The 11,402-nt window shown below is 69.9% G+C and carries 15 protein-coding genes; 12 read left to right on the top strand and 3 right to left on the bottom strand.

The genetic code is table 11. The features are described 5' to 3' along the window. Nucleotides 1-83 precede the first annotated feature (83 nt). Both ccmA and ccmB read left to right on the top strand, forming a co-directional pair. On the top strand, nt 84-683 hold the full coding sequence (gene ccmA / locus ACFQQC_RS03390; RefSeq protein ID WP_376859690.1) for a heme ABC exporter ATP-binding protein CcmA: 600 nt from the start codon (nt 84-86) through the stop codon (nt 681-683). Next, nucleotides 680-1,345 carry a heme exporter protein CcmB gene (ccmB, locus tag ACFQQC_RS03385; protein WP_376859688.1) on the top strand — a complete coding sequence of 222 codons (666 nt, stop codon included), beginning with the start codon at nt 680-682 and terminating at the stop codon, nt 1,343-1,345. The genes ccmA and ccmB overlap by 4 nt, the downstream gene beginning before the upstream one ends. Here ccmB and ACFQQC_RS03380 read toward each other — a convergent pair. Continuing rightward, a complete protein-coding gene (locus ACFQQC_RS03380; protein WP_376859686.1) occupies nt 1,342-1,566 on the bottom strand; it encodes an alkylphosphonate utilization protein in 225 nt (74 codons plus the stop codon). The genes ccmB and ACFQQC_RS03380 overlap by 4 nt on opposite strands. Before the next feature lie 123 nt (nt 1,567-1,689). Between ACFQQC_RS03380 and ACFQQC_RS03375 the strand changes: the two genes are divergently transcribed. The 7 genes from ACFQQC_RS03375 (at nt 1,690) to ACFQQC_RS03345 (ending at nt 6,859) form a co-directional block, all read left to right on the top strand. Continuing rightward, the gene (locus tag ACFQQC_RS03375; RefSeq protein ID WP_376859684.1) at nt 1,690-2,412 is read left to right on the top strand and encodes a heme ABC transporter permease; all 723 of its coding nucleotides are present in this window, start codon (nt 1,690-1,692) and stop codon (nt 2,410-2,412) included. A 2-nt stretch (nt 2,413-2,414) separates the two neighbouring features. Continuing rightward, nucleotides 2,415-2,600, top strand: a complete 186-nt coding sequence (gene ccmD, locus ACFQQC_RS03370; protein ID WP_376859682.1) for a heme exporter protein CcmD — start codon at nt 2,415-2,417, stop codon at nt 2,598-2,600. Beyond that, a complete protein-coding gene (locus ACFQQC_RS03365; protein WP_376859680.1) occupies nt 2,597-3,163 on the top strand; it encodes a DsbE family thiol:disulfide interchange protein in 567 nt (188 codons plus the stop codon). The genes ccmD and ACFQQC_RS03365 overlap by 4 nt, the downstream gene beginning before the upstream one ends. Before the next feature lie 79 nt (nt 3,164-3,242). Next, entirely contained in the window at nt 3,243-3,503 is a 261-nt protein-coding gene (locus ACFQQC_RS03360) for a hypothetical protein (protein WP_376859678.1), read from the top strand. A gap of 94 nt (nt 3,504-3,597) precedes the next feature. Continuing rightward, the gene (locus ACFQQC_RS03355; protein ID WP_376859676.1) at nt 3,598-4,347 is read left to right on the top strand and encodes a DUF1223 domain-containing protein; all 750 of its coding nucleotides are present in this window, start codon (nt 3,598-3,600) and stop codon (nt 4,345-4,347) included. A gap of 128 nt (nt 4,348-4,475) precedes the next feature. After that, nucleotides 4,476-5,132, top strand: coding sequence for a hypothetical protein (locus ACFQQC_RS03350; RefSeq protein ID WP_376859675.1), 657 nt, complete (start codon nt 4,476-4,478; stop codon nt 5,130-5,132). After that, a complete protein-coding gene (locus ACFQQC_RS03345; RefSeq protein WP_376859673.1) occupies nt 5,132-6,859 on the top strand; it encodes a CHAT domain-containing protein in 1,728 nt (575 codons plus the stop codon). The genes ACFQQC_RS03350 and ACFQQC_RS03345 overlap by 1 nt, the downstream gene beginning before the upstream one ends. Before the next feature lie 75 nt (nt 6,860-6,934). Here ACFQQC_RS03345 and ACFQQC_RS03340 read toward each other — a convergent pair whose 3' ends face one another. Continuing rightward, entirely contained in the window at nt 6,935-8,014 is a 1,080-nt protein-coding gene (locus ACFQQC_RS03340; protein ID WP_376859671.1) for a phosphotransferase family protein, read from the bottom strand. Beyond that, nucleotides 8,011-9,540: a glycerol kinase GlpK gene (glpK, locus tag ACFQQC_RS03335; RefSeq protein WP_376859669.1), complete on the bottom strand. Its 1,530-nt coding sequence runs from the start codon at nt 9,538-9,540 to the stop codon at nt 8,011-8,013. Before glpK ends, ACFQQC_RS03340 begins: the two co-directional genes overlap by 4 nt. 46 nt (nt 9,541-9,586) lie before the next feature. Here glpK and ACFQQC_RS03330 point away from each other — a divergent pair, with 46 nt between their 5' ends. The 3 genes from ACFQQC_RS03330 to ACFQQC_RS03320 are packed head-to-tail and all read left to right on the top strand — an operon-like array spanning nt 9,587 to nt 11,398. Next, nucleotides 9,587-10,573, top strand: coding sequence for a threonine/serine dehydratase (locus ACFQQC_RS03330; RefSeq protein ID WP_376859667.1), 987 nt, complete (start codon nt 9,587-9,589; stop codon nt 10,571-10,573). 55 nt (nt 10,574-10,628) lie between these two features. Then, a complete protein-coding gene (locus tag ACFQQC_RS03325; protein WP_376859665.1) occupies nt 10,629-11,084 on the top strand; it encodes a MaoC family dehydratase in 456 nt (151 codons plus the stop codon). Continuing rightward, a complete protein-coding gene (locus ACFQQC_RS03320; RefSeq protein WP_376859663.1) occupies nt 11,084-11,398 on the top strand; it encodes a hypothetical protein in 315 nt (104 codons plus the stop codon). The genes ACFQQC_RS03325 and ACFQQC_RS03320 overlap by 1 nt, the downstream gene beginning before the upstream one ends. Nucleotides 11,399-11,402 lie beyond the last annotated feature (4 nt).

The raw sequence follows: 11,402 nt of genomic DNA, 5'->3' as shown, positions 1-11,402 counted from the left end.
ATAGCGATGGTTCCCTTGTCCGTCCATGAATCCATGACGCGAGAAGGGGTATTGATAGACGTTCGCAACTGGGGGCGTGGCGGATGATCGCCGTCGAAGGTCTGACCGTGTCGCGCGGCGAGCGGGTTCTGTTCCGGAATCTTTCGTTTTCAGTGGCTTCCGGTGAAGCTGTCGCGCTGACCGGAGCCAATGGCGCGGGCAAGACCAGCCTGCTGCGGACCCTCGCCGGCTTCCTGCGTCCGGACGCGGGAACCGTCGCCTTCGCCGATGTCGAGGCCGACGAGGCGCGGGCGAAACACCTGCACTGGCTGGGTCATCTGGACGGGCTGAAGGGCGCGCGGCGGGCGCGGGACGAACTGGCGTTTCAGGCCCAGTGGCTCGGCGCGACCGCCGACGGGATCGCGGCGGCCGTGGATGTGCTGGCTCTGGAGCCCCTGCTGGACCTCGAGGTGCGCAAGCTGTCGGCGGGGCAGAAACGGCGGCTGGCCTTCGCCCGGCTGATCGCCGTGCAACGCCCGATCTGGCTGTTGGACGAACCGCTCAGCCCGCTGGACGCCCGCTGGCGCGCGGCCATGGGCGTGCTGATGCAGGCCCATCTGGACCGGGGCGGCTGCATCCTCGCCGCCGTCCATGACCCCCTGCCGATTCCGGCGCGGACGCTCGATATCGGAGGCGTCGCATGAAGGCGCTGATGATCCTCTGGCGGCGTGAGCTGGCGCTGGCCTGGGCGGGCGGGGGCGGGCCGCTGCTGGCCTGCGGGTTCTTCCTGTGCCTGACCGTGCTCGTGCCTCTGGCGTCCGGCAGTGATCCGACGGCGCTGAAACCGATCGCGGGGGGCGTCGCCTGGGTGGCGCTGGCGGTATCCTCGATCCTGTCGCTGGAGCGGCTGTTTGAGCGCGATTTCGAGGACGGGACGCTGGATCTTCTGACGCTCGGACCGGCGCCGCTGGAACTGACCGTGATCGCCAAGGCCAAGGCCCAGTGGCTGGCGGTCGGATGGCCGCTGGCCCTGACCGCCCCGGTGGCGGCGATCACCCTTGGTCTCCCGGTGTCCCTTGCGCCGCTGGCCGCGCTCACGGCCCTGATCGGTGGCCTCGGCTTCGCCCTGACCGGGGCGCTGGGCGCCGCCCTGGCGCTGGGGTCGAAGCGTGGCGGAATGCTGATCGCGGTGGTCGTCCTGCCGCTGTTCATCCCGCCGGTGATCTTCGGCGCGGGCGCGCTGGAGCGGGCGGCGAACGGCCAGTCTCCGGGCCCGGCCCTGGCCTTCCTGTGCGCCTACGTCCTGTTCGCCGGGGTGATCACTCCCTTCGCGGGCGCCGCAGCGATCCGCAACGCCCAGGGTTAGGCCTTCTTGACGAACTCGGTGCGCAGGACGAGGCCGCGGACCTTCTCGACATTGGCCTCGATCTCGTCGGGGTCGCCGGTCAGGCGGATGTTCCTGACCATCGTTCCGCGCTTCAGCGTCACCCCGCCCGAGCCCTTGACCTTCAGGTCCTTGATCAGGGTCACGCTGTCGCCATCCGACAGGATGTTGCCGTTGCTGTCCTTGGTCACGTCGTCGGTCATGGTCGGTCCTCAGTCTGTGGGGATGCTCTGGCACGTCGAACGGCCAAGCTTCAAGTCCTGCGCCGCCGGTCCGGCGAAAACCCCAAGTAGCGTAACGCCGGATAGCTGATTAAAGACGCGGTTATGTTCGGCCTCGCCAATCCAGACCGCTTCGCCCGCTTCACCCGCCCGCTCGTGCCGGTGCTGTGGGTCGCGGCCGCCGTGCTGCTGCTGGCCGGGATCTGGTTCAGTTTCGCCGCGCCCGAGGATTACCAGCAGGGCGATACGGTGCGGATCATGTTCGTCCACGTTCCGGCCGCCTCGGTCGGGTTGATGATCTATGGGGCGCTGGGCGTCTCCAGCTTCTTCGCCCTGATCTTCCGCCATCCGCTGGCCGACGCCGCCGCCCGCGCCGCGGCCCTGCCGGGAGCGGCCTACACGCTTCTGGCGCTGGTGACCGGCAGCATCTGGGGCAAGCCGATGTGGGGCACCTGGTGGGAATGGGGCGATGCCCGCCTGGTGTCGGTGCTGGTCCTGTTCCTGTTCTACCTCGGCTATATGGTCCTGCGCGCCTCGATCGATGACGAGCAGAAGGCCGCCCGCGCGGCCGCCGTCCTGGGTCTGGTCGGGCTGATCAACCTGCCGATCGTCAGGTTCTCGGTCGACTGGTGGAACACCCTGCATCAGCCGGCATCGCTGATCCGGGCCGAGGGACCGTCCATCGCCGGCAGCATGCTGGCCCCTCTTCTGATGATGATGGCGGGTTATCTGGTCTTCTTCCTCGCCGTCTGGCTGACCGCCATCCGCACCGAAATCGTCCGTCGCCGGGTGGTGGCGATCCGCGCCCGCCGGGCTCTGGAGGCCTGATCATGCTCGACCTCGATATGGGAAAATACGCCGCCTACGTCTGGCCCGCCTGGGGGATCAGCGCCGTGGTGCTGGCGGCGCTGGCGGCGCGCGCCGTCGTCTCGGCCCGGCGCTGGAAGGCAGAGCTGAAGCGACTGGAAGAAGGCCGCCCTCAAGCAGCGCAAAGCGCGATAGGGCAAAAAGAATGAGCCGGTGGTTCGCTGTCATCCCGCTGGTCGTTATCGGGGCGCTGTTCGTCCTGTTCATTGGCTGGTCGCTGCAACGCGACCCGGCGGTGAAGCCGGACGCCATGGTCGGCCAGGCTGTGCCGGAAACCGTGCTTCCGATGTTGAACGGCGCGGAAGCCGGTCCGGGTCATGTCGATCTGAAGACCGCGGGCGTCGGGCGGCCGATGCTGGTCAATGTCTTCGCCAGCTGGTGCCCGCCGTGCAAGGTCGAGCATCCGAAACTGCTGGAGCTGAAGGCGCGCGGGATCGCCGTGGTCGGGGTCGCCTACAAGGATGATCCCGCCGCCACTCGCGCCTTCCTGGACGAGCTGGGCAATCCGTTCTCGATGGTACTGGTTGACCGCGAGGGCCGGGCCGGACTGGATCTGGGCATCACCGGCGCGCCGGAGACCTTTGCCGTGGACGCCCAGGGCCGTGTGGTCGCGAAGTTCGCCGGGCCATTGCTGGAAGATGCCGAGATCGAGCGTCTGGTGGCCGCGATGCAGGCCCCGGCGCGACCGCTGCCGACCGCCACCAGCCGCTGAACCCTCTCTGAGGCTGCGCTGAAACCCTTGCGGGCAGGGCGTTAACCCTTTTTCGCGTGTTTTCATTAACCCTGTTGGAATGAGCGCGATTCGCCCGCCCGTTCCGTCGCCGCTGTTCCCGTCGCAGACGCCACCGTCTCCGGCGTCGGGATCGCGTTCGGCCTTCTTCCAGGCGGCGCTGGCGGCGGCCTCGCCGTCGATCGCCGCCGCGGCGCCCGCTGTGATCGCGCCGACCGTCCAGCGTGACACGCCCGTTCGCTCCGTCGCCCCGAGGGCCGCCGAACCCGAGGCGGGCGAGCGCTTCAGCCGCCCGGGCAGCCTGCTCGACATCCGGGTCTGACCCCGCCCCTCCGCCTGAGCGGGGTGCGCATCTGACGCGGGCCTCACGCGAAAATGACCGGCGCGTGTGCGGACGGCGTGATTAAGATATCCGCATGCGCACCTGGGGGTGGACATTCTCGATCGCGGTCGGCCTGACCGCGTTGCTCACGGCGGCCTCATCGGCCCAGCCGTCGGCGACGCGCGTGCGCCATCGCGCCGTGCCCGCCGAGCCTGTGGTGGTGGAGCTGTTCACCGCCCAGGGCTGTTCCGGCTGTCCGGAGGCCAACGCCCGGATCGAGACCGTCGCGGCCGAGCCGGGGGTCATCGCCCTGACCTATGCCGTTGATTACTGGGACTATCTGGGCTGGGCCGACACCTTCGCCCGGCCGGAGTTCGCCCAGCGCCAGCGCGACTATCGCCGGGCCCTGCAGATCCGCAACGTCTCGACGCCGCAGGTGGTCATCGACGGCCGCCGGCAGGCGCCGGCCAGCATCGAGGCCATCCAGGTCGCCATTGACGAGGAGGCCGCCCGCCGCGTCTTCCCGCCCGAGGTCGAATTCCGCGAGACCGGCGACCGCGTCGGCGTCGGCTCCGGCCGCGCGCCCGTGGGCGGCGCCGAGGTGGTGGCGGTGGTCTATACGCCGGGCCCGCAGACCGTGGAGATCAGCGGCGGCGACAATCGCGGACAGAAGGTCCGACACGTGAATGTGGTGCGCTCGGTCCGCGTGCTGGGGCCGTGGACGGGTCGTCCGGTGCTGTATGCCCTGCCCGAACAGGCCGGGTCGGACCAGGCCGTGGCCGTGCTGGTCCAGGCGCGGGATGACCGCCGCATCCTGACCGCCGCGGTGCTGGACGCGCGCTGATCGCGCCCGGCTTCGGCGTCTGTTTCCGGCGCCTGTCAGCTTCGGTCAGTATCCCTGTTCTCTCCCGCCCCCGCACAGTGCATGATCGGCCCCGAGACGTCGGGGCGTCGTCGCCCGGGGATATGCGCATGATCGGTCTGAAGCCTGTGCTGAAGGGAATGTCGGTCGCCGCCGTGCTGGCCGTGGCCGGCGCCGTCGCGGCCTTCACCCCTGATCCCGAGGCCGCTATCACGCCCGAGGCGCGCGGGGTGGCCCAGGCCGTGACCGCCGCCGAACTGGCCGCCTGGGGCCGCGAGCGGGGGGACGCCGGCGCCCTGATCATGGCCGCCCGCCTGCTGTCCGAAGTGCCGGTGCGGCAGGGCGAAGGGCCGGAACCCTTCCTGACCCCCGCCCGTCTGCTGGACGAGGCCGCGGCCCTGTCGGCGGGCAACCAGCCGATCATCGACGCCATCGACCGGCTGCGCGAGCCGATGACGCGCGGCGTCCGCTCCTCGCCCTTCGGCGCCGGGCCGGTGTTCACCGTCAAGCAACTGAGGGCCCGCGAGAGCTGGACCTTCGACGTCGACGCGCGCGCCGGCGAGGTGCTGCGCGTGGCGGCCATCGGCGACGGTGACACGGACATCGACCTGACTATCCATAACCAGAGCGGAGCGGCGCTGTGCCGCGACGGCTTCGGCGACCACTATCCGGTCTGCACCGTCTCCTCGCGGGCGGGCGGCAAGATGCGGGTGGCGCTGACCAACCGCGGCGACGTGCGAACCAGCATCCAGGTGCTCAGCAACTGATGCGAGGCGGGGGGCGCTTCTGGCTGGGGATGCTGGCCGTCGCCGGCCTCCTGCTGGGCGCGCGTCAGGCCCCGCCCGCCGCCGATACGCCCGAGACCCTGCGCGCCGAAGCCTTCGAGGCGGCGCAATGGGCCATCGCCTCGGACGCCGCCGACGCTTTGGCGCGGGTGTCCGCGCGCTTCGCCCAGGGCGACGATGACCTCGGTCGCCTGGCCGAGGAGCGCGAGGCGCTGATCGTGCGCCGCGACCGGCTGGAGCGGGAGCTGGAGCGGCACTACGCCTCGACCGATCCGGCCGATCTGGCGGCCCGCACCCGGGCGCAGGGCGAGTGGGAGGCGGCGACCGGTCGGCTGGCCACGCTGGACGCCGACATCGAGGCCCGCTTCCCCGCCTATTCCGAACTGACCAGCCCGCGCGCCCTGTCGATCGCCGAGACCCAGCAACTGTTGCGGCCGGACGAGGGGCTGCTGCTCGTGCTGGTCAATCCCGAGGCGACCTATGTCTGGGCGATCACGCGCGAGAAGGCGGCCTGGACCCGGTCCGAGGCGATGGACGAGGCCCGGCTGAAGGTCACGGTCGACAAGTTGCGGCTGTCGCTGAGCGCCACGGCCGCGCCGCGCGGCGACGACATCGACCCGACCCTGTTCGCGGGGCGTCAGCCGATTCCCTTCGACCGCGCCGAGAGCTGGCGGCTGTATTCCGAACTGGTCCTGCCGGTGGAAGAGACGTTCAAGGACAAGCGGACCCTGATCACCGTGACCACCGGGGCTCTGTCGACCCTGCCGCTGTCGGTGCTGGTGACGGCGCCGCCGCAGGGGCAGGACAGGGACCCGGACGCCCTGGCCGCGACGCCCTGGCTGGCCGACCGCTATGCGATGGCGGCCCTGCCGGCGGTGTCCAGCCTGCGGTCGCTGCGTTGCTATCTGGTCAGCGACCCGGCTCAGCGCAGCGCGGGCTGTCCGTCCGGCCTCGCTCCCGCGTCCCGCAATGAGCCGAGGGTCGAGCCGCTGCGGCTGGCGGCGTTCGGCGCGCCGCTGCTGGCGGGGGCGCCGGCGGATCCCACGCGCGGCGCGGCGGCGGCGGACACGGTCATGAACGGCCAGCTGGCCGACGTCAGCCGGCTGAAGGCCCTGCCGTATCTGCGCGGTTCACGGCTGGAGCTGGAGACACTGAAGGCCCGGTATCCGGACTCGGTGGTCCGCATCGGGGCCGAGGCCACGGAGCGGGCGGTGCGCCGGGCGGACGCCGAGGCCCTGTCGCGGGCGCGGTTCGTGGTCTTCTCGACCCACGGTCTGATGGCCGGGTCGGCGGCGGCGGAACCGGGGCTGGTCATGACCCCGCCGGATCAGGCGACCGAGGCCGATGACGGCTATCTGAGTGCGTCCGAGGCCGCCCAGCTGAAGCTGAGCGCCGAGTTTGTGGTCCTGTCCGCCTGCAACACCGCCGCCTCGGACGGGCGGCCGGGCGGGGAGGGGCTGTCGGGACTGGCCCGCGCCTTCTTCTATGCGGGGGCGCGGTCGGTGCTGGTGTCGCACTGGGAGGTGTCGGACGCCGCGACGACGACCCTGATCACCGCCGCCTTCGCCGATCTGGACGGCCATGCGGTGAGCGATCCCGGCGTCCGCGCGAGGGCCCTTCAGGCGGGCCAGCGCGCCGTCCGCGCCGAACGCCGCTGGGCTCATCCGGCCTACTGGGCGGCGTTCACGCTCGTGGGAGAGCCCGGCTAGGTTCTGGGTTCAGGTTCAAGGTTCTGGGGAGGGCGGCGTCCGCCCTGAAACCTAATCCCTGGAGCCTAGAACCTCCTAAGCTCCCGCCTTCCTTGCGAAGCTCCACGCGCCTTCCGCCAGCGCCGGCACCTGCGCGGCCATGCTCTTCGCCTGCGGAGACGCCGCCGTGCCATCACGGACGCGGCCGGCGATGCCCTGACAGATGGCCGCCAACCGGAACAGGTTGTAGGCGAACAGCCAGTCGAGGTTCGACGGCGGCGGTGCGCCGGTCTTCTCCGAGTAGCGGGCGACGACCTCTTCCACCGACGGGATGCCCAGCGCCTTGAGATCGGCTCCGGCCAGACCGTTCCGCATCGTCGCGGGAATGGCCCAGGCGATCAGCAGATAGGAGAAGTCGGCCATCGGATCGCCGAGTGTCGACAGCTCCCAGTCCAGCACGGCGCGGACCTGCGCCTGATCCGGAGCCAGGATCATGTTGTCCAGCCGGAAGTCGCCGTGGACGATCCGGGTCGGCCCCTCGGGCGGCAGGGTGGCGGGCAGGAAGTCGATCAGCCGGTCCATCGCCGGGACCGGGTCGATCTCCGAGGCCCGATACTGTTTGGTCCAGCGCCCGACCTGACGCTCGAAATAGTTGCCCGGCTTGCCGTAATCGCCCAGGCCGATGGCGGCGGGCTCGAAGCGGTGCAGGGCGGCCAGCGTATCGACCTGGGCGTCATAGACGGCGCGGCGCTCGGCGGGCTCCAGCCCCGGCAGCTTCAGATCCCACAGGACCCGGCCCTCGACCTTGTCCATGACGTAGAACATCGAGCCGATGACGGCCTCGTCGGTGCACAGGGCGTACGGCCGCGCCACCGGATAGCCCTGTCGGTGCAGCGCCGAGATGACGGTGAACTCGCGATCCACCGCATGGGCGCTGGGCAGCAGGGTCCCGGGCGGCTTGCGGCGCAGCACATAGGTCCGGCCCGGCGTGGACAGCTCATAGGTCGGATTGGACTGGCCGCCGTTGAACTGGCGTACCGTCAGCGGCCCGGCGTAGCCCTCGACATTCGCCTCAAGCCATCGGCCCAGCGCCACCTCATCAAGGGCGTAGCGGGGATCGACCTCGCGGGTGCCGGAGAAGGTGGACTGCGGGTCGTCGGCAGGGTTCTGGGTCATTGCGCGGCGATGATGGCGGCCTTCACCGCCCCGCGCCAGCCTTTCAGCAGCCGCTCACGCTCTTCAGCGGCCATGCGCGGGCACCAGACGGCCGGAGCCTCGGCGGACGCTGCGTCAAGCGTGTCGATCAGGCCGCACCCCAGGGCCGCCAGCTTGGCCGCGCCGAGCGCCGTCATCTCCTGAAACGCCGGTCTCTCTACCGTGACATCGCAGATGTCGGCGACGAACTGCATGGCGAAGGCGTTGGCCGTGACGCCGCCGTCGACCTTGAGCACCGACAGGGTGGGGGCCCCGTCCTTCCTGAGCGCGTCCAGAAGGTCGTGCGTCTGATAGGCCAGCGACTCCAGCGCCGCCCGCACCATGTGCGCTGGCCCGCTGTCGCGGGTCAGGCCGACAATGGTCCCGCGCGCCTCCGGCTCCCACCAGGGTGCGCCCAGACCGGTGAAGCCGGGGACCAGATAGACCCCGCCATTGTCCTTCAGTCCTTGCGCCATCGCCTCGGACTGACGGGACTCGGAAATCACCTTCAGCCCGTCGCGCAGCCACTGGATCGCCGATCCGGCCGAGAAGATGGAGCCCTCCAGCGCATAGGCCGCCGTCCCCTGCGCCTCATAGCCCAGTGTTCCGAGCAGGCGGGTGGAGGAAGGCACCGGCTCGGCCCCGACATTGGCGACCAGAAAGGCACCGGTGCCGTAGGTGATCTTGGCGTCCCCGGCCTTCAGCGCGCCATGTCCCACAAGCGCGGCCTGTTGGTCGCCCGCCGCGCCATGGATCGGCAGGGCGGCGCCGAACAGCGACGGCTCGCTTTCGCCCAACAGATCAGCGCAGCCCCGGATTTCGGGTAGTCCCTCCATCGGGACATTAAACAGCGCCGCCAGATCGGGCCGCCATTGTCGCGTGCCCAAGTCCATCAGCGATGTGCGGCTGGCGTTGGTCGCGTCGGTGACGTGGCTCGTCCCGCCGGTGAGCTTCCAGATCAGCCAGCTCTCGATGGTGCCCAGCTTGACCTCGCCCCGCTCCGCCCGCTCGCGCGAGCCCGGAACCGCGTCCAGCAGCCAGGCGAATTTGGAGGCCGAGAAATAGGGGTCGAGGATCAGGCCGGTCGCCGCCTGCACCTCGGGCTCATGCCCGGCGGCGGCCAGTTTCGCCGTGGCCTCGGCGGTGCGTCGGTCCTGCCAGACAATGGCGCGGTGCAGGGGCTCGCCGGTGGCGACGTCCCAGATCACCGAGGTCTCGCGCTGGTTGGTGATGCCGATGGCGGCGAAACGCCCGATCCCGCCCGCCTTGCGCACCACCTCGCGGCAGGTCTGCAGGGTGGCCGCCCAGATTTCGGCCGCGTCATGCTCGACCCAACCGGGATGCGGGAAATGCTGCTCCAGCTCGATCTGGCTGACCGCCACGGGCCGCAGCCCGCCCACATTCTCGTCGCCTATCGCGCCTTGCGCTGCTTGAGGCGAGGTCAGTCCAAACGCGATCGCCCGCGTCGAGGTGGTGCCCTGGTCGATGGCGAGGATGAGGCTTTTCATGGGGGGAGGTTAGACCGGGGTCGGGCGGGAATGTAAGGGAGGAGGCATGCACACAGCCTCCTTCGAAGGCGTCCGCGACGCCGCCCGCCAGCTTCTCGGTCACGCCGTTCGCACGCCCCTGATCGAGAGCCCGGCGCTGAACGCGCATCTGGGCGGTCGGGTGCTGTTGAAGGCTGAAAACCTGCAACAGGCCGGGGCCTTCAAATTCCGCGGGGCCTACAACCGGATCAGCCGCCTGACCCCGGACGAGCTGAAGCGTGGCGTCGTCGCCTATTCGTCCGGCAACCATGCCCAGGCGGTGGCCTGCGCGGCGAAGATGATGGGGACCTCGGCCATCATCGTCATGCCCGCCGACAGTCCGAAGGTGAAGGTCGAGGGTGTCATCGGCTTCGGCGGCGAGGTGCGTCTGTACGACCGCTACACCGAAAGCCGTGAGGACATCGGCGAGGAGATCGCCCGCACGCGTGGCAGCGTTCTGGTCCGTCCGTTCGACGATCCCTTCGTCATCGAGGGCCAGGGTACGACCGGGCTGGAGATCGTCGAACAGGCCGAAGCGGTGGGGGCGAAGATTGACCAGCTGCTGTGTGGCGCCTCGGGCGGGGGGCTGATCGCCGGGATCAACCTGTCCATGGGCGCGCTTCTGCCGGACGTCCCGGTCATCGGCATCGAGCCTCGCGACTACAACGACACCCAGCTGTCCATGGCGGCGGGCGAGCGCCTGACCCACGCCCCGGCCCACGGCACCATCTGCGACGCCCTGATGACCGACCGTCCGGGCGAGCTGACCTTCCCGATCAACCGCCGTCTGTCGCGCGTCGAGACCGTGTCCGACGCCGAGGTGGCCGAGGCCGTCCGCTATGCTTTCCGCGTACTGAAGCTGGTGGTCGAGCCGGGTGGCGCGGTCTCTCTGGCGGCCCTGCTGGCCGGAAAGGTCGAGGCGAAGGACCGGACGACGGCGGTGGTCCTGTCGGGCGGCAATGTCGATCCGGGCCTGTTCAGCGAGATCATCGAGGGCCGGTTCGAGGGCAAATAAGGGGTTTCGATAGCGGACTGACCCCGATAGCGTGGCCTCAAAACCGGAGGAAACCATGCCGAAGCCGTCAGACCTGCAGTCGCTCATCGGGACCGAGATCGGGGTCTCCCGCTGGTTCCTCGTAGATCAGGCCAAGATCGACGCCTTCGCCGACACGACCGAGGACTGGCAGTTCATCCATGTGAACCCGGAACTGGCGAAACAGACGCCCTTCGGCGGGACCATTGCGCATGGGTTCCTGACCCTCAGCCTGGCCTCGGCCATGTCCTATGACTGCGTGCAGCCGCTGGACGGGGTGGTGATGGGCGTCAACTACGGCTTCGACAAGCTGCGCTTCCTGGCGCCCGTGCCCGCCGGCTCGAAGATCCGGGGCCGGTTCAAGCTGCTGTCGGCCGAGGACAAGGGCGGTGGTCGCTGGTTGATCAAGCACGAGCTGACCGTCGAGATCGAGGGCGGCGAGAAGCCGGCCCTGATCGCGGAATGGCTGGGCATGCAGATGGTCGGCGGCTGATGCCGCTGCTCCGGCACGAGGCGAGGCGGTATGACCGGGGCGGCGGCCTGCATTTCGGCCGCTGCATCCCCGACACCGCCGCCCGGCTGGAGGAGATCGAGGGCCCCTGCGAGATTCTGTACGTGGTCTACGCCAGCTCGCAGGAGGCCGCGATGCAGAGCCACTATGACCGGCAGGGCTGGGGCCCCTACTGGCCCCTGACCGGCGCAGGGGACTCGCCCTATACCGACGACCAGCTGGCGCAGCAGCTGAAGGACTATCCCGACGACCGCGAACTGCGCCGCCTCAACGGTCTGTCCGTCGAGGCGGTCTGAGGCG

The sequence above is a fragment of the Brevundimonas sp. GCM10030266 genome (assembly GCF_042666595.1).
Taxonomy (GTDB): Bacteria; Pseudomonadota; Alphaproteobacteria; order Caulobacterales; family Caulobacteraceae; genus Brevundimonas.
Note: the sequence above shows the minus strand (reverse complement) of the source record. Positions and strands in the feature narration are given on the sequence as shown.